General features: G+C 70.9%; 10 protein-coding genes. 3 read left to right on the top strand and 7 right to left on the bottom strand.

What is annotated here, in order from left to right:
* The first annotated feature begins 95 nt into the window (after positions 1-95).
* Positions 96-1,331 carry an ROK family transcriptional regulator gene (locus NQV15_RS05200; protein WP_232398542.1) on the top strand — a complete coding sequence of 412 codons (1,236 nt, stop codon included), beginning with the start codon at positions 96-98 and terminating at the stop codon, positions 1,329-1,331.
* Here NQV15_RS05200 and acpS read toward each other — a convergent pair.
* The 5 genes from acpS to NQV15_RS05175 all read right to left on the bottom strand — a co-directional run bounded on the left by acpS (position 1,307) and on the right by NQV15_RS05175 (position 14,090).
* The gene (gene acpS, locus NQV15_RS05195; protein ID WP_232398540.1) at positions 1,307-1,705 is read right to left on the bottom strand and encodes a holo-ACP synthase AcpS; all 399 of its coding nucleotides are present in this window, start codon (positions 1,703-1,705) and stop codon (positions 1,307-1,309) included. The genes NQV15_RS05200 and acpS overlap by 25 nt on opposite strands.
* Positions 1,696-10,710 carry a type I polyketide synthase gene (locus tag NQV15_RS05190; protein WP_232398539.1) on the bottom strand — a complete coding sequence of 3,005 codons (9,015 nt, stop codon included), beginning with the start codon at positions 10,708-10,710 and terminating at the stop codon, positions 1,696-1,698. The genes acpS and NQV15_RS05190 overlap by 10 nt, the downstream gene beginning before the upstream one ends.
* 205 nt (positions 10,711-10,915) lie before the next feature.
* Positions 10,916-11,683 carry an SDR family oxidoreductase gene (locus NQV15_RS05185; RefSeq protein ID WP_232398538.1) on the bottom strand — a complete coding sequence of 256 codons (768 nt, stop codon included), beginning with the start codon at positions 11,681-11,683 and terminating at the stop codon, positions 10,916-10,918.
* The gene (locus NQV15_RS05180) at positions 11,683-12,900 is read right to left on the bottom strand and encodes an acetyl-CoA C-acetyltransferase (RefSeq protein ID WP_232398537.1); all 1,218 of its coding nucleotides are present in this window, start codon (positions 12,898-12,900) and stop codon (positions 11,683-11,685) included. The genes NQV15_RS05185 and NQV15_RS05180 overlap by 1 nt, the downstream gene beginning before the upstream one ends.
* A gap of 44 nt (positions 12,901-12,944) precedes the next feature.
* Positions 12,945-14,090 carry an acyl-CoA dehydrogenase family protein gene (locus NQV15_RS05175; protein ID WP_232398536.1) on the bottom strand — a complete coding sequence of 382 codons (1,146 nt, stop codon included), beginning with the start codon at positions 14,088-14,090 and terminating at the stop codon, positions 12,945-12,947.
* A gap of 102 nt (positions 14,091-14,192) precedes the next feature.
* Between NQV15_RS05175 and NQV15_RS05170 the strand changes: the two genes are divergently transcribed.
* The gene (locus NQV15_RS05170) at positions 14,193-14,768 is read left to right on the top strand and encodes a TetR/AcrR family transcriptional regulator (protein WP_232398535.1); all 576 of its coding nucleotides are present in this window, start codon (positions 14,193-14,195) and stop codon (positions 14,766-14,768) included.
* 95 nt (positions 14,769-14,863) lie between these two features.
* Here the strand turns inward: NQV15_RS05170 and NQV15_RS05165 are convergent, their stop codons facing one another.
* Complete coding sequence (locus NQV15_RS05165; protein WP_232398534.1) at positions 14,864-15,409, bottom strand: YceI family protein; 546 nt, start codon at positions 15,407-15,409, stop codon at positions 14,864-14,866.
* Positions 15,410-15,512: 103 nt separating this feature from the next.
* Between NQV15_RS05165 and NQV15_RS05160 the strand changes: the two genes are divergently transcribed.
* The gene (locus tag NQV15_RS05160; protein WP_232398533.1) at positions 15,513-15,986 is read left to right on the top strand and encodes a MarR family winged helix-turn-helix transcriptional regulator; all 474 of its coding nucleotides are present in this window, start codon (positions 15,513-15,515) and stop codon (positions 15,984-15,986) included.
* Between the two features lie 47 nt (positions 15,987-16,033).
* On the opposite strand, the gene ettA is transcribed toward NQV15_RS05160, so the two are convergent.
* Positions 16,034-17,716, bottom strand: a complete 1,683-nt coding sequence (gene ettA, locus NQV15_RS05155) for an energy-dependent translational throttle protein EttA (protein ID WP_232398532.1) — start codon at positions 17,714-17,716, stop codon at positions 16,034-16,036.
* Positions 17,717-17,738 lie beyond the last annotated feature (22 nt).

Below are 17,738 nucleotides of genomic sequence, written 5' to 3'. Positions count from 1 at the left end.
GAACCTAGGTTGGGTACTTAATCCGCGTCAAGGATTAACTCCGCGGAAATTCGAAGCATCTTCATCCGCACCCCGGCCGAAGTAGCATGACGCGCGTGAACGCTCCCGGATCCCTCGAGACGCTGCGCCGCCGCAACCGCGGGCTGGTGCTGCGAGCGGTCCAGTCCGGCAACGCCACGAGCCGGGTCGACATCGTGCGCGCCACCGGGCTGTCCCGCACGACCGTCAGCAGCCTGGTCAACGAGCTGCTCGCAGAGGGCGTCCTGTCCGAGAGCACCGATCGTGGCGGCGTCCCGCCGGCGGGCCAGACCGGTCGTCCGCCCACGCGGCTGACGCTGGAGCCCAGCGGCGGCGCCGTGCTCGGCATCCACCTGCGCCACGACGGCATCCGGCTCGCACTGGCCGATCTGGCCGGGACGGTCCTGGCCGAGACGCTCGTCGACCTCGACGTCGACCACCGCGCCGACGCGGCCCTGTCCTTCGTCGAGGACGCCACCAGCGAGCTGCTCGACCACGCCGGCACCGCCCGTGCGGAGCTGCTGGGCGCGGGCGTGGCGATCTCCTCCCCCGTTCCGACCCTGCCCCACCATGGGCCGGACATGCTGGAGACCTGGCACGACATCGACGTCGCCGACGCCGTCGGCCAGCGCCTCGGCGTCCCGGTGCAGGTCGGCAACGACGCCAACCTCGGCGCGACGGCGGAGCGGTTCTTCGGGGCGGCCCGGACGACGCGAAACCTCGTCTACGTCATGCTCGCCGAAGGGGTCGGCGCAGGTCTGTTCCTGGACGGCCGGCCCTACTTCGGCGCCAAGGGCGTCGCCGGCGAGTTCGGCCACGTCGTCGTCGCGCCGGGCGGCCGGGTGTGCCGCTGCGGCAACCGGGGCTGCCTGGAGACCGTGGCGGGTGCCGGCGCCCTCGTCTCGGCCATGCCGGTACGCCCCGGCGGCCAGGCGGCAGAGCTCGACGACGTGCTGGCGGCCTGCCGCGCGGGCGATCCCGGGGCGCTGCGCCTCGTCACTGACGCGGGACGGGCCGTGGGCACCGCACTGGCCGGGGTGTGCACGATGCTGGATCCCGATCTCGTGGTGATCGGCGGCCGCACCGCCGCGGCCGGGACCGCATTGCTGGACGGGATCGGTGAGACGCTGCGACGCGGCGTCCCGCCGACGGACGAGGCGCTGGTCCCCGTCGTCGCCGGTGAGCTCGGCGCGCGGGCCGAGGTGCTGGGAGCCGTCGCCCTCGCGATCGCCGGTGCGCCGCTGTCAGCGGCCCACGACGGCCTGGAGGCCATCGACCCGGCGCCCCGCTACCGGCGGATGAGCACGACGTAGGCGATCGCGTAGTCGCCGTCGTGGCTCAGCGACACCTGGGCGTCGTGCCCGTCCAGGTGCTTGGCGACCTCACCGTGCAGACGGATGCTCGGACGGTCCCAGGCGTCCGAGACCACCTCGATGAGGTGGTGGACGTGCTCGGACATGACCGGCGCCTCCCCGAACATCGACGCCGACCAGGCCTTGATGACCGCTTCCTTGGCGGCCCAGCGGACCGCGAGGTGACGCGCGGAGTCGGAGGGACGACTCCGCGCATCACGTCGCTCCCCGGGGAGGAAGCCGGTGTGGAAGCCGGTGCCGGGTCGTGCCAGCTGGTCCGCGAAGGAGGGAACGTGGACCAGATCGACACCGACGCCGACGACCGTCACCGGCACGCGACGCCGTCGTAGGCGCCGTCCTCCCCGAGTCGTGCCTGCGGGTCCAGGAGCATGCCTGCCTCCCGGGTCCGCACTCCCTCGCTGCCCAGACGCCGGTCGGCCGGGCGCTCGTACAGGGAGGGGCCCCCGTACATCGCCCGGACGATCCGCATCCGGCCCTCGATGGCACGGGCCTGCGCACGCTCTGCGTACGCATCACGGTCCGCGGCCGGCAAGGTCGCGAGGAATGCCTGGGGGTGCACGATCGCCAGCAGGCCGGCGACGTGACCGAAGCCGAGGCTCGTGACGAGCCCGGCCTTGAGCTGACCGGTGGGCAGCGGCTCGCGCAGCCACACCAGGTGCTCGTGATCGGCCAGATCGTCCATGACGCAGTCGAGGCTGCGGTTCGGCGGAACCACTCCCCCGGACAGCACCTGGCACAGGCCGATGATCTGGAAGGCAGCCGCGCCGCCCTTCGCGTGACCGGTGAGGGTCTTCTGCGAGATGACGAACAGCGGATTTCCGTCGCTGCGGCCGATGGCCGAGGCCAGTCGCTCGTGCAGCTCGGACTCGTTGCGCTCGTTGACGCCGGTCGACGTGTCGTGCTTGGACACGACGGCCACGTCGTCAGCGGTCAGGCCGACCTGGGCCAGGCCGCGCGCCAGCGCCGACTGCTGACCACCGAGACCGGCGGCCAGTGCGCCGATGCCGGGGGCCGGGATCGAGGTGTGCACGCCGTCGGCGAACGATCCGGCGTACGCCACGACCCCGAGCACCGGCAGACCCATCCGGGCGGCCAGGTCGCCGCGGGCCAGCAGGATCGTCCCGCCGCCCTGCGACTCCACGAATCCGCCGTAGCGCCGGTCGTTGCCGCGGCTGAAGTACCGGTCCTCGATGCCCTTGTCGCGCATCGCCGCCGAGTCCGCCGTGGCCGACATGTCGGCGAAGCCGACGATGCCCTCGATGCTCAGGTCGTCGAAGCCGCCGGAGACCACGAACTGCGCCTTGCCGAGGCGGATCTTGTCGACACCCTCCTCGACCGAGACGGCCGTCGTGGCGCAGGCCGCGACCGGGTGCACCATCGCACCGTAGGAGCCGACGTACGACTGCACGACGTGCGCCGCGATGACGTTGGGCAGCGCCTCCTGCAGGATGTCGTTGGCCTTGCTCTCGCCCAGCAGCGTGTCGATGTACAGCGACTGCATGGACTGCATCCCGCCCATGCCGGTGCCCTGCGTGTTGGCGACCAGCGCGGGGTGCACCCAGCGCATGAGCTCGGACGGCGTGAAGCCGCTGGACAAGAAGGCGTCGACGGTGCAGATCAGGTTCCACAGCGCGACCCGGTCGATCGACTCGACCATCTCCGCCGGGACGCCCCACACCGTCGGGTCGAACCCGGTCGGGATCTGTCCGCCGACCGTCCGGGTCAGCTTCATGCGGCGCGGCACCCGGATCTCGGTGCCGGCCTTGCGGGTCACGGTCCAGTCGCCGTCGGCGCCCGCCGAGATCACGGTGCGCTCGGGATCGGCCTCGCGCAGGGCACGTGCCTCGGCCTCGGTGCCGACCGTGAACGAGAGGTCGTGGTCCAGGAACACCGACGTCAGCAGCGGGGCCGAGTTCTCGACCATCGCGCCCTCGTCGACGTAGCGGCGGATGCCGACGGCCTCGCGGACCGCGTCCTCGTACCGCTCGACCAGATCGGCCTCGTCCACCTTGTCCTGCGTCGCGGTGTCGAACCAGCCGCCGCCCTGCTCGTCCCAGCTGACCATGCCGGTCGACCAGGCCAGCTCGAGGACGCCAGCGGCCGACAGCTCGTCGGACACCTCTGCCTCGAAGCGGGTGCGCGCCGAGCCGTACGGCCCGAGCTCACCGGCGCCGACGATGACCACGAGGTCCTCGGGACGGGCGTCGACGGCGGCCCATGCGAGCTGTTCGACGCGGTCGAGCTGGGCCGGTGACGGGGCGAGGGCCGCGATCGTGCCGGCCTCGTCCTGGGCCTCGGCCACGGGCCGCTCCAGCCCCTCGGCCAGGGCCCGCATGTCGAGCTGGGTGTCGCCCAGACCACCGGTCAGGTCGACCGTCAACGGCTCGGTCTGAGCCGCGGCACGAGCCGACGGGGTGCAGGTCTCCAGCAGTGCCGCCGCCATGTCCTGCGGCGTCCAGGTGCGGACGCCCGCGGCCTCGACGGCCTCGATCAGCGGATCGTTGGCGCCCATCAGCCCGGTGCCGCGCACCCAGCCGATGATCGCGTGGGCCAAGGTGACCCGCTCGCCCCAGGTACGCTCGGCCGACCAGCGGCTGACCAGGGCGTCCAGTGCCGCCTTGGCCTCGCCGTAGCCGCCATCGCCGCCGAACATGCCACGGTTGGGCGAGCCGGGCAGGACGACGTGCAGCTTCGCGTCGATGTCGTGGTCCTGGCCGTGCGCGGACAGCGCGCCGATCAGGCGCTCGACCGACCACAGCAGGATGCGCATGTCGACCTCGGTGCGGCTGCCGGCCTCCGTCAGGTCACCGGCGACGCGTCCCGCCGCGAACGGGAACAGCAGGGTCGGCGTCATGGCCGGCTTGAGCACGGTCGTCGCCCCGGCCCGGGTCTGCGTCTGCTCGTCGCTGATCCAGGCCACCAGTGCGTCGACGTCGGAGAAGGACGCCATGTTGGCCGGCACGATCCACAGCGCGGCGCCGTGGACGGCGTGGCTGCGGTACAGCTGCTTGAAGAAGGCGAGCTTGGCCGGGTCGAGCCCGGACGTCGTCGCGACGACCGTCGCACCGCCGGCCAGCAGCTCGGCGGTGATGCCCGCCGCGATGGAGCCCTTGCTGGCGCCGGTCACGACCGCCAGCTCGTCGGACCAGCGCCCGGACGTCGCCGCGGCGGCGTCCTGCGCGATCTGCGTGAACCGCTCGGCCAGCTCGGCGCTGCCGACGTGCGATGCCCACCAGGTGGCCTGCGCCGCGACGGCCGAGCCTGCGCCGACGAAGGACGCGTCGATCGTCTCGCCGACCGCGATGCGCGCGAGATCCTCGCGGGCGCTGGCCCACCGGTCGTCCAGCAGGACGGCCTTGGACGGGTCGAACGCAGGTGCGGTGAGCTTGGCCCAGTCGCTGCCGAGCTCGGACTCGACCCGGGCGAGCACCTCGGCGTCGGCCGCATCGGGCTCGACGACTGACGGCACCTCGGTCAGGCCCAGCTGGTCGAGGACGAGCCGGGCGGACGAGGCCAGGACCCCGTCGGGCCCGGTGATCTGCGCCGTGAACTCGCCGAGGGCGGCCGCATCGATCGTGGCCTCTCCCCCGCCGGTGGACGGCAGCGCGACGCTGACGCCGTGACGCGCCGCCACGGCCTGGACGCTCGCGTCGACCGCGGCGTCGACGTCGGCGGCCGACGACATCGCGCCCAGCGGGCCGAAGTCACCGCCGCGGACGCTCGCACCGTCACGGCTGGACATCGCCAGCTCGGCCAGCACGTGGCTGGCCCAGCCCGCGCCGAGCTGCCACACGTCGGTGACCCGCTCGGCGATCGACGCCTGGCGCTTGCCCGTCGGGCCGAGCACCTTCTTGAGGTGGTCGCTCAGCGCCTCGGACAGCACCGGACCGAAGGGCTTGTACCCGCGGGCCAGTCCCTTGACCTGACCCTGGAGGGTCGGGAGGTCGGCATCGGCCGCACCGTCGATCGCGCCGAGGCCCAGCTCGCCGCCGAGGTCGACGAGCAGCTGGTTGCGCCGCGACGAGGCGCCGTCGCACAGCGACTCGATCGAGTCGGCCGCGCCGATCTGGTCCAGCCGCAGCTTGGTCCACCAGGCGATGAGCACCGTGGTGGCGTCGGCCGCGTCGAAGGTCAGGTCGGCGGGACGCGGTCCACTGCCCGTTGAGCCTGTCGAAACGCCTGTTGAGCCTGTCGAAGGGACCGGAGCCGACGTCGCTTCGACAGGCTCAACGACCGGCGCCTCCTCTTCGTGGGCCGCCTGCTGCTCGTCGGTGCCGAACACGACGGCGTTGTCGCGCTCGAAGTTGAGCACCTGCACCGCAGGGCCGTAGCGGCCCGGCAGCTTGAGCGTCGAGGCGGCCAGGTTGGCCACGGTCGGTGACTGGCCGACGCCGATCTCGATGAAGCGTTCGACGCCCAGGCCGCCGTCCTCGACCGCGCCGAAGAACAGGTCCTGCGTCTCGATCCAGCGCACCGGGCTGGCGAACTGCCAGGCCAGCAGCTCGATCAGCACGATCCGGCACAGCTCGCCGGGCCGCGCGGCCCAGGTCGCGAAGTCCGACAGCACCGCGTCGAGGGGCTCGGACGGCACCAGGTCGGCGATCTCCTGCAGGAAGGTGCGGTCCAGCGAGAACGGCCGCGGGACCAGGTTGGGGACGTAGCGCCCAGTCAGGATCGACGGGTCGATCGTGGCGGGCAGCAGCTCCTGCAGTCGCTCCCGGAAGTCCGGCACGCCGCCGTGCAGCACGGTGGAGTGGAACGGCACGTCGATGCCCGGCACCAGGATGAAGGCGGCCTTGCCCCCGTGCTCGGCGCGCAACCGGGCCACCTCGGTCTCCAGCACCTCCAGACCGGCGACGGTGCCGGCGATCGCGTACTGCGAGTCCTTCAGGTTGTAGTTGACGATCTGCAGGAACTCCCCGCTGCGCTCGGCGATGCCGTCCACGAACGCCGTGACGTCGTGGTCGGTCAGACCGATCTGCGAGGGGCGGATCGCCGCGAGCCGGTAGTTGCTGCGTCCGGCGGCATCGCGCGGGACGAGCGCGTGCATCACCGAGCCGCGCTGGAACACGACCTCCACGACGGCCTCGAGCGGGATGACGCCGGAGACCGCGGCCAGGGCGTTGTACTCACCGACCGAGTGGCCGGCCAGGATCGATCCCTCGACGAAGGCGCCCGACTCGCGCAGCTCGGCCATCTGCGCCGCGCCGAGGACGGCCATGGCGACCTGCGTGAACTGGGTCAGGAACAGGACACCGTCGGGGTGGCGGTGGGTCACGCCGCGCGTCACCAGGGTCGTCGGGTTGTCGCGGACGACGGTCAGGATCGAGAAGCCGAGCGCCTCACGGGTGTGCGCGTCGGCGCGGTCCCAGATCTCGCGGGCGGCCTTGGAGCGCTGGTAGGCGGCCATGCCCATCCCCCGGTGCTGGATGCCCTGGCCGGGGAAGGCATAGGCGGTGCGCGGTGCCTCCAGACGGGCGGTTGCGGACATCACGACGTCCCCGCCGGAGCGGACAGTGACGTCGAGAACCTCGGCGCCGGCGTCCAGGCCGACCCGGTCGGCGGTCACCGACACCGGGGCGCCCGGTGCCAGCGGGGACAGGAAGCGGGTGGTCCAGCCGGTGATCCGGCGATCCGAGACGATCTGCTGGGCCGCCGCCGAGATCCACATGCCGTGGACGATCGGCGCGCCCAGCCCGGCGAGGCGGGCGGCAGCGACGCTCGTGTGGATCGGGTTGTGGTCACCGGTGACCGCGGCGAAGGCACGCAGGTCCGAGGGGGCGACCAGCGTGGCCGTGCCGCGGGACGTGCGCGGCGTGTCGCGGACGTCGTCGCCCAGGGCCCCGCCCGCACGCGCCGGGTCGGACAGCTGGCCGGCGCCGGTGCGGCCACGGATCGCGAACCGCTCACGCAACGTCGCGACCTGGCCGTCAGGCGCGGAGACCGTGACGTCGACCGACACGACGCGGCCGAAGTCGGTGTCCTCGATCGAGTCGAGGACCGATGAGATGACCAGCCGCGACGGCGCGGCCGGGAGCTCGCCCGTGAGGCGGATCGCGTGGTCGAGGTGGACCAGGTCGAGCATGCCCTCGATGACCGGCAGCCCCTCCGGCGTCGTGGCGTCGCCGAGCACGGCGAACACCGACGGCCAGGCGAGCCCGACCAGGACGTCCGGCACCGGGTGCACCGGCACCTCGGCGCCGGTGACGCCGGCGTGGTCGGCGATCAGGTCCGGGTCCCACTCCACGGTCGCGGCCGCGCGGCCGGCGTGGACGACCGGGACGTCGCCGCCGGCTGCCCCTGCCACGAGCGAGCTCATCGCCTCGACGGCGCTCGACGTGCTGACGACCGGCGCGGCGCCGGTCAGCACCGGGCCGTCGACGTCGATGCGCAACGTGAGCGGCCGGGCCATCGGCACCGACAGCTCGGCGGTGCGGTCGCCCACCTGCAGCAGGGCAGCACCGGTCTCGGGGTGCTCCGCGCGCCGTTCGTCGACGATGACCCACCCGGAGCCGAGTCGGTGGACGGGGTTGCGGACCGTTCGGCCGGCCCACACCAGATCGGGTGCGGCCAGCACGAGGGAGAGGATCTCACCGGCGCCGTCGACGCGGCGGCGTCCGGCGACCCGCTGGGGAGCGCGCCCGGCGGCCAGCAGACCGTCGATCGTGGCGTCCTCGAAGCGGCGCAGCAGCTCGGCGACGGGCTCGTCGACCCGGTCGATGCCGGCCACGGAGACCGTGCCGGGGATGATGCAGACCTCGTCGGCGGCGTACCGCGCGTCGTGAGCCTGCCACAGCGAGTCCGAGCGCCACCAGCGGCGGACGTCCTGGTCGAGCACCGGCACGAAGTTGACCGGCTTGCCCGGTGTCCGGCACTGGTCGACGAAGAATGCAACGTCGCCCGGGTGCAGCGTGACGTCCTCAGCATGCGGGAAGACGTCCAGCAGCCTCTGCAGGGCGGCAGCGCCGTCGTCGACGCTCGAGGCATCGTCGAACAGCGTGGGGATGCGGCCACGGTCGGCCTCGTGCAGGCGCGCCTCGGCCCGCTGCAGCATCGCGACGAAACGGTCACGCAGGGTGACGTCGAGCCATGCGGGGGTCCCGGACAGCTCGAGGTAGCGGCGCAGCCACTGGGCGTAGGTCATGGTGGCGACATCACCGAAGTACGGCTTGGCGGTGCGGTCCAGCGCCTCGATGATCTCGTCGCGACGGGCGGCGACCGCCTCGGCGTCACCGGCGACCTCGTCGAGCAGGCGCCCGGTGCGGGACGCCGTGTTGTCGATCTCGTGGATGTCGGCGCCGAGCTGGCTGCGGCCCGATGCCATGCCACCCTTCGCGGTGCCCGCACCGACCCAGGTGCCGGTGCCACGGGTCTCGACCAGCAGCTGCTTGACGGCCGGGGACGTCGTGGCCTCCAGGGTGGCCATCGCGGCCGTGCCGACGAGGATGCCGTCCAGCGGCATGAGCGGGAAGCCGTGACGGCGCGACCACTCGCCGGTCAGGTAGGCCGCCGCGACCTCGGGCGTCCCGATGCCACCGCCGACGCACACCACGACGTTGTCGAGCTTGCGCAGCTCGCCGTACGTCGCGAGCAGCAGGTCGTCGAGGTCCTCCCACGAGTGGTGGCCGCCGGCCCGGCCGCCCTCGATCTGGATGTGCACCGCCGTCGGCGCGACCTCCTTGGCGATCGCGATGACCTGGCGGATCTGCTTGACGGTGCCGGGCTTGAAGACGACGTGGGCGATGGATGCCTCGCGCAGCTCCTCCACGAGGGCGACCGCCTCGTCGAGCTCGGGGATGCCGGCGGTGACGATGACGCCGTCGATCGGCGAACCGGCCGCGCGCGCACGCTGGACGAGCCGCTTCTGCCCCAGCTGCAGCTTCCACAGGTACGGGTCAAGGAACAGGGAGTTGAACTGGTAGGTGCTGCCCGCCGTGAGCAGCTCGTCCAGCTGGGCGACGTGATCGGCGAAGATCTCCTCGGTGACCTGACCGCCGCCGGCCAGCTCGGCCCAGAAGCCCGCATTGGCCGCGGCCGCCACGATCTGGGGGTCGACCGTCGTCGGCGTCATGCCGGCCAGCAGGATCGGGGACTTGCCGGTGAGCCGGGTGAAGCGGGTCTCGGCGTGCAAGGTGCCGTCGGGCAGGGTCACCACGGTGGGCTCGTAGGCCGACCACGGCGTCGACAGACGGGGCGTCGCACCTGCGGCCGTCAGCTCGCGGTGGCCGCGGCGGGTCGTCGTGGCGATGACGGCTGCGCCGCGGGCCAGCAGCTCGCGCGACGACAGCCGGGTCATCAGGTCGCCGGGACCGAGGTCCAGGATCCAGGAGGCGCCGGCGTCCGCCGCGCCGTCCAGCGCGGCGACCCAGTCGACGGCGTCGACGATCGAGTGCATCGTGAGGCTGCGAGCCACCTCCGCGTCGAGCCCGCACGCCGCGGCCCAGGTCGCGACGAGATCGGCGGCCTCCGCCAGGTCCGGGTGGTGGAAGGCCAGTCGTGCCGGCAGCGGCTCCAGCACCGGCGCGAACGGGGAGCCGCCGGTGGTCTTGCGGTCACGCTCGGCCTTCTCCGCGGCCGAGATCTCCGCGAATCGCGCCTCGACGACCTGCAGTCCCTCGGCCGGCCCGGACAGCACGACGCTGCGGCGGCCGTTGCGCAGGCGCGACACGACGCGCAGCGACGCCGGCAGCTCGGCGAGGATCGCGTCGATGCGCTCGGGGACGACGTTCGAGACGCTCAGCATGGTCTGACCCAGCAGACCGCGGCGGCGTCCCACCAGCTGGGCGGCGGCGCCCATGAGCCGCGCGACGGCCAGCAGCTCAGCATCGGGCACCCCGGCGAGCGACTGCGTGGCCAGGTGCCCCTGGGAGTGGCCGATCACAGCGGCCGGCGCGACGACGTGCGGGTCGATGCCTTGACGGCGCAGTGCGCGGATCCCGGCGAGCTGGGCCAGCAGGATGCCCGGCACCGAGGCGCCCGGGGCATCCAGCACCTCGGCACCCGGGAGGACAGGCGCGTCATCGTCCTCGGCGGACTCCGCCGACGCCAGGACGTCCGCCCAGGCCAGCGGGTCGAAGGCCACCCCGACGCGGGCCAGCTCCGTGGCGACCGGCGCCACGAGCGCATCGGCCTGCGACACGAGTGACTCCAGCTCGGCGTCCAGCGCGTAGTCGCGGACCAGTGAGGCCAGCGGCTCCAGCCACGGACTGCCCTGCCCGCCGAATCCGATCGCGTACGGCGTGCCGGCCAGGATGCGATCGACGAGGGCTCCGCGGCGCTCGGTCGGGTGGCTGGTGGCGTGCAGGGTGTCGATCGTCACGTGGAGTCCCTCGGTCCTGCCGTCGCTGGATCGACGGTCGGTGACCTCCATCCTCGCAAAACATGAGGGATTCCTCAACTTTAATCCGAGGGTTTCCTCATGTTTCTTGAGTGTCCTGGGTCACCAACGACGCTGGGCCTGACGTTTTGACCGCGACACGCGCAGCGTGTCGGTCAGAACGTCAGGCCCAGCGGGTGGGGTGCGGTCAGACGCCGCCGGTCAGCAGCAGTCCCCCGTCGACCGTGATGGTCTGCCCCGTCACCCATGCAGCGTCCTCGGACAGCAGGAAGGCCACGACCGAGCCGATGTCGGACGGCTCACCCAGGCGCTTGAGCGGGTACGGCGCGGACACCTCTTCCTCGCGCCCGTCGTACAGCGCCTCCGCGAACCGCGTCTTGACGACGGCCGGTGCCACCGCGTTGATCCGGATGTCCGGCCCGAGCTCGACCGCGAGCTCCTTGGTGACGTGGATCAGCGCGGCCTTGGACGCACCGTACGTGCCGATGTTCGGCGCAGGCAGCTGTCCGGCCACGGAGGCGATGTTGACGATCGAACCGCCGCTCTCGGCCATCGAGGCGCGATAGACCTTCTGCGCCCACCCGATCGCCGCGACCACGTTGACCTGGAAGATCTTGTTGGCCGCGCCGAGGTCGACGTCGATCATCCGGCCGTACACGGGGTTGATGCCGGTGTTGTTGACCAGGTGGTCGAGGCCGCCGAAGGCCTCGATCGTCGTCGCGACGACCTCGTCCTGGTGGTCGGCGTCATCGGCGGCGCCGGCGACGAAGATCGCGCGCTCGGGCCCACCGAGGGACTCGGCCGCCTCCGCCAGCGCGGGGGCCTTGCGGGCCGTGATGCAGACCCGGCCACCCTCGGCCACGATGCGCTCGGCGATCGCCAGGCCGATGCCGCGGCTCGCGCCGGTGACGATCGCGACCTTGCCGTCGAACCGGCCGCCGGAAGTGCCGGCCATCAGGACAGACGCTCCAGGACCATCGCCATGCCCTGTCCGCCGCCGACGCACATCGTCTCGACGCCGAACTGCTTGTCGTGGTGCTGCAGCGAGTTGATCAGCGTGCTGGTGATGCGGGCGCCGGTCATGCCGAAGGGGTGACCGACGGCGATGGCGCCGCCGTTGACGTTGAGCTTGTCGATGTCGACACCCAGGGCCTGCGCCGAGCCGAGCGCCTGGACGGCGAAGGCCTCGTTGATCTCCCACAGGTCGATGTCGTCGATGCCCATGCGGGCGTGGCCCAGGGCCTGCTTGACGGCCTCGATCGGACCGAGGCCCATGATCTCCGGCGACAGCCCGGTGACGCCGGTCGACACGATGCGCGCCAGCGGGGTCAGGCCGAGCTCCTTGGCCTTGGTGTCGCTCATGATGACGATCGCCGCGGCGCCGTCGTTGAGCGCGCAGCAGTTGCCCGCCGTGATCGTCCCGTCGGGACGGAAGACGGGCTTGAGCTGGGAGACCGCCTCGTAGGTGACGCCGGCGCGCGGGCCGTCATCGGTGCTCACGACCGTCCCGTCGGGCAGCGTGACCGGCGTGATGTCCTTGGCCCAGAAGCCGTCGGCGATGGCCTTCTCGGCCAGGTTCTGGCTGCGGACGCCGAACTCGTCCTGCTCCTGGCGGCTCATGCCGATCAGCTGCTGCACGTTCTCCGCAGTCTGGCCCATCGCGATGTAGGCATCCGGCAGCAGGCCGGACTCGCGCGGGTCACGCCACGAGTCGGCGCCGCCCTGCGAGCGCTGGCCGGAGCGCTCCAGCGCCTCGTCGAAGACCGGGTTGAAGGCGTCGGCGATGTCGGACATCCCGGCACCGAAGCGGCTGACGGTCTCGACGCCGGCCGAGATGAAGGCATCGCCCTCGCCTGCCTTGATGGCGTGGAAGGCCATGCGCGTCGTCTGCAGGCTCGACGAGCAGTAACGGTTCACGGTCACGCCGGGCAGGTGGTCCATGCCGGACAGGACCGACACGATGCGGGCCAGGTTGTTGCCCGACTCCCCTGCCGGCTGGCCGACTCCCAGGTGCAGGTCGGTGATGTCCGTGCGCTCGAGCGCCGGCACCTTGGCGAGGGCCGCCTCGACCATCTGGACCGTGAGGTCGTCAGGACGCATGTCCTTGAGCGATCCCTTGCCCGCGCGGCCGATCGGCGAGCGGGCGGTGGAGACGATGACTGCTTCGGGCATGGTCGTGCCTTTCCGGTGGAGGAACGTGCTTGACGACGGTGTGCTCAGAGGCCGAGGTCGCGGCCGATGAGCTCCTTCATGATCTCGTTGGAACCTGCCCAGATCTTGCTGACGCGGGCGTCCCGCCACGCCCTGGCGACCCGGTACTCGTTCATGTACCCATAACCGCCGTGCAGCTGGACGCAGTGGTCGAGGACCTCGTTCTGGACCTCCGAGGACCACCACTTGGTCTTGGCCGCGTCGGTGGCCGTGAGCTCACCACGCGAGTGCGCGAGCACGGCCTGGTCGACGTACGACTCGGCGACCTCGATCTTGGTGACGAGCTCGGCGATCAGGAACTTGTTGTGCTGCAGGCTGCCGATCGGCTGCTTGAAGGCGTGCCGGTCCTTGGCGTACTGGATCGTCTCGAGCAGGATCTGCTTGGCGTGGGCGATGTTGGCGACCGAGCAGGTCAGCCGCTCCTGCGGCAGCCGCTCCATCATGTAGATGAAGCCGCGGTCGACCTCGCCGATGACGCGGTCGTCGCCGAGGCGGACGTTCTCGAAGAACAGCTCGGAGGTGTCGGCCTCGTCGTTGCCGACCTTGTCGAGCTTGCGGCCCCGGCTGAAGCCGGGATCGGTGGCCTCGATGCCGAACAGGGTGATGCCCTTGGCGCCCTTCTCCGGCGAGGTGCGCACGGCGGTCAGCACCAGGTCGGCGGAGAAGCCGTTGGTGATGAACGTCTTGGAGCCGTTGATGACCCACTCGTCGCCATCGCGCACCGCGGTGGTCTTGAGGGCCGCCAGATCGGAACCGCCCCCCGGCTCGGTCATGCCGATGGCCGTGACGATCTCACCGGTCGCACACCGGGGCAGCCAGCGCTGCTTCTGCTCCTCGGTGCCCAGGTCGACGATGTAGGGAACCGCGATGTCGGTGTGGATCGCGACGCACGAGGGCAGTGCCGCATTGAGCTTGGCCAGCTCCTCGGCGAACACCGTGTTGAACCGGAAGTCACCGGCCTCGGCGCCGCCGAATGCCTCGGGGATCTCCAGGCCCAGGAAGCCCTCGGCACCCGCGGCGAGCCAGAAGTCGCGGGGCAGGGCCTTGTCGGAGACGTACGTCTCCAGATCGGGCGTGACGTTCTTGGCCAGGAAGGCCGCGCAGGACTCGCGGAATGCCTCGTGGTCCTCGTCGAAGATCATCCGCTTCATGTCAGGTACACCTCGTGCTCGCAGTTCAGGGGGACGTCACGCGCTAAGCGCTTGCTTAGCATGCAATCCCTCCGTCATGCTGTCAACCGACGAAGGAGCGACATGACCACGATCACCGCCCGCGAACGACTCATCAACGCCGCGGTCGAGGCATTCGCCGAGAAGGGCTTCGCCGCGACCACGACCCGCGACATCGCATCGCGCGCCGGGATGAGTCCCGCGGCGGTCTACGTGCACCACGACTCCAAGGAGAGCCTGCTGTTCACGGTGAGCCTGCAGGGCCACCGCAGCGCGCTGGACGTCATCAACCGGGCGTATGCCGCCACGAGCGACCCGGTCGAGCGCATCCGCCGCATGGTCTACGACTTCAGCCGCTGGCACGCCGACCACAGCCGGGTCGGACGGATCGTCCAGTGGGAGTACCACGCCCTGACGCCGGAGCACCGCGCCGAGGTCGCGGCCTTCCGGCGCAGCATCGAGAAGACCATGCAGGACGCCCTGGCCGACGGCGTCGCGCAGGGCGTCCTGGACGTCACCGACATCCCCGGCACCGCATTCTCGCTGCTGTCCCTGGGTGTGGACCTGGTGCGCTGGTTCGAGCCGGGCGGATCGCGCTCCGGGGACGACCTGGCGTCGCTGCACGCCGAGCTGGCGGTCAGGATGACCGCGGCTCGCTGAGACGACACGGGCGCGAACGGCCCAGGGACGCCCAGTTCTCGGGGGAAGAACCGGACGTCTCTGCGCCGCTCGCGCCCGTGGCGGAGCTGTGTCGATCAGGCCTGGAGGACGGCCTCGGCGACGATGTGCAGCTTGATCTTGTCGCCGATCATCACCTTGTCGCCGGAGACGGGGATGTTGAAGTCGATGCCGAACTCCTTGCGGCTGATCTCGCCCTTCGCCTCGACGCCCACGCGGGTGCCGCCCCACGGGTCGCCGCCCTCACCGAGGAACTCGACCTCGAGCTCGAGGGGCTTGGTGACGCCCTTGATGGTCAGGTCGCCGCGCAGGACGAACTCGTCGTCGTCCTTCTGGGTGACGCCGGTGCTGGTGAACGTCATCGACGGGTAGGTGTCGACCTCGAAGAAGTCGGCCGAGCGCAGGTGCGCGTCACGGTCCGCCGTGCCTGTGCTGATCGAGCTGAGGTCGACCGAGACCGAGACTGTCGAGGCCGTCGGGTCCTCGGCGGTGACGAGGGTGCCCTCGAAGGTGTCGAACTTGCCGCGCACCTTGCTCATCAGGTGACGGACCGTGAAGCCGATCTCCGTGTGGGTCGGGTCGAGGGCCCAGGTGCCGGTGGTGACTGCGGTGTCGATGCTCATGTGGTTTCTCCGAAAGCGCTGGTGGTTGATGATTCAACAAGGATCACGATACACGCATGCGGTTGAACTTTCAATTAAATGTCCCGCGACGTAGGATGGGGCCATGGAGACGGCAACCGAGACCCCGTGGCTCACCACCGAGCAGCAGCGCATCTGGCGTGCGTTCCTGGGCGGCACGACCGTCCTGATGGACCGTCTGGACCGCGATCTTCGCCGCCAGCACGGGTTGTCGATGCCGGAGTACGAGATCCTCGTGCGTCTCTCGGAATCACCCGACCGGGCCATCCGCATGGCCGAGCTCGCCGATGCCGTGGCGCACTCACGCAGCCGGGTGACCCACACCATCGCCCGCCTCGAGCGGGAGGGCATCGTCACGCGAGGCCAGTGCTCCGATGACGGACGTGGCGTGTCCGCGGTGCTGACCGACCACGGGTTCAGCATCCTCGAGCAGGCCGCCCACACCCACGTGCAGGGGGTGCACGACTATCTCGTCGCGGACTCCGACCCCGCCGATCTCGAGGCGCTCGGACGCGTCATGAGCGGCGTCGTGGAGAAGCTGCACGGCCGCAAGTTCTAGCTCCGGGCCGGGCTACGGGACGCCGGTCGGCGCCCCGCAGCACCTGATCAGTCGCGGGTCAGGCGGCGGTGTGTCACCCGGTGCGGGCGCGCGGCGTCGGCGCCGAGGCGCTCGATCTTGTTGTCCTCGTAGGACTGGAAGTTGCCCTCGAACCAGAACCAGTTGCCGGGGTTCTCGTCGGTGCCCTCCCACGCCAGGATGTGCGTCGCGATGCGGTCGAGGAACCACCGGTCGTGCGAGGTGACCACAGCACATCCGGGGAAGTCCAGCAGTGCGTCCTCCAGGGACGACAGCGTCTCGACGTCCAGGTCGTTGGTGGGCTCATCGAGCAGGAGCAGGTTGCCGCCCTGCTTGAGCGTCAGCGCCAGGTTGAGGCGGTTGCGTTCACCACCGGACAGCACGCCGGCCTTCTTCTGCTGGTCGGGGCCCTTGAAGCCGAACGATGCAACGTACGCCCGGCTGTTCATCTCGAAGTTCGCGACCTTGATGAAGTCCAGGCCCTCCGAGACGACCTCCCAGACGTTCTTGTCGCCGGCGATGTCGCCACGGCTCTGGTCGGCGTAGCTGATCTTGACCGTCTTGCCGACCTCGAGCGAGCCGGAGTCGGGGGTCTCCTCTCCCGTGATCATGCGGAACAGGGTCGTCTTGCCGACGCCGTTGGGGCCCACGACACCGACGATGCCGGCGCGCGGCAGCGTGAACGAGACGTCGTCCCACAGCACGCGGCCGTCATATCCCTTGGTGAGGCCCTTGGCGTCCAGCACGATGTCACCGAGGCGGGGACCGGCGGGGATGTTGATCTCGCTCGTGTCGACCTTGCGGGACTTCTCGGCCTCTGCCGCGAGCTCCTCGTACCGCGCGAGGCGCGACTTGGACTTGGTCTGGCGGCCCTTGGCGTTCGAGCGGACCCAGTCGAGCTCGCGCTCGAGCATCTTGGCGCGCTTGGCGTCCTTCTGGCCCTCGATCTTGAGGCGTTCCTTCTTGCTCTCCAGGTACGTCGTGTAGTTGCCCTCGTAGCCGTGGATCTGGCCACGGTCGACCTCGGCGATCCACTCGGCGACGTTGTCCAGGAAGTACCGGTCGTGGGTCACGGCCAGGACGGCGCCCGGGTAGGTCTTCAGGTGGCCCTCGAGCCACTGCACGCTCTCGGCGTCCAGGTGGTTGGTGGGCTCATCGAGCAGCAGCAGGTCGGGCTGCTGCAGCAGCAGCTTGCACAGCGCCACGCGGCGGCGCTCACCACCGGACAGGTGGTCGACGAGCTCGTCGGGCGGGGGGCACCGCAGGGCGTCCATCGCCTGGTCGAGACGCGAGTCGAGCTCCCAGGCGTTGTGGGTGTCCAGATCGGTCTGCAGATCGCCCATCTCGGCCAGCAGCTTGTCGTAGTCGGCGTCGGGGCTGGCGAGCTCCTCGCCGATCTGGTTGTACCGGTCGAGCTTGCCCTTGATCTCGGCGACCGCCTCCTGGACGTTCTCGAGCACCGTCTTGCCCTCGCTCAGCGGCGGCTCCTGCTGGAGCATGCCGACCGTCGCGTCGGGATCGCGCACGATGTCGCCGTTGTTGGGGTGGTCGAGCCCGGCCATGAGCTTGAGCAGCGAGGACTTGCCCATGCCGTTGGGGCCGACGACGCCGATCTTGGCACCGTGGAGGAAGGACAAGGTGACGTTGTCGAGCACCACCTTGTCGCCATGGGCCTTGCGGACGTTGCGCAGCGAGAGGACGTATTCAGCCATGCTCTCCAGCCTATCGAGCCGA

Source organism: Aeromicrobium wangtongii (assembly GCF_024584515.1).
GTDB classification, from domain to species: Bacteria; Actinomycetota; Actinomycetes; order Propionibacteriales; family Nocardioidaceae; genus Aeromicrobium; species Aeromicrobium wangtongii.
Note: the sequence above shows the minus strand (reverse complement) of the source record. Positions and strands in the feature narration are given on the sequence as shown.

Excerpts from the sequence above, each read along its gene's own strand:
- NQV15_RS05185 (WP_232398538.1), bottom strand. The coding sequence starts at position 11,683 with ATGGCCGGCACTTCCGGCGGCCGGTTCGACGGCAAGGTCGCGATCGTC.
- NQV15_RS05180 (WP_232398537.1), bottom strand. The coding sequence starts at position 12,900 with ATGCCCGAAGCAGTCATCGTCTCCACCGCCCGCTCGCCGATCGGCCGC.
- NQV15_RS05175 (WP_232398536.1), bottom strand. The coding sequence starts at position 14,090 with ATGAAGCGGATGATCTTCGACGAGGACCACGAGGCATTCCGCGAGTCC.
- NQV15_RS05170 (WP_232398535.1), top strand. The coding sequence starts at position 14,193 with ATGACCACGATCACCGCCCGCGAACGACTCATCAACGCCGCGGTCGAG.
- NQV15_RS05165 (WP_232398534.1), bottom strand. The coding sequence starts at position 15,409 with ATGAGCATCGACACCGCAGTCACCACCGGCACCTGGGCCCTCGACCCG.
- NQV15_RS05160 (WP_232398533.1), top strand. The coding sequence starts at position 15,513 with ATGGAGACGGCAACCGAGACCCCGTGGCTCACCACCGAGCAGCAGCGC.
- ettA (WP_232398532.1), bottom strand. The coding sequence starts at position 17,716 with ATGGCTGAATACGTCCTCTCGCTGCGCAACGTCCGCAAGGCCCATGGC.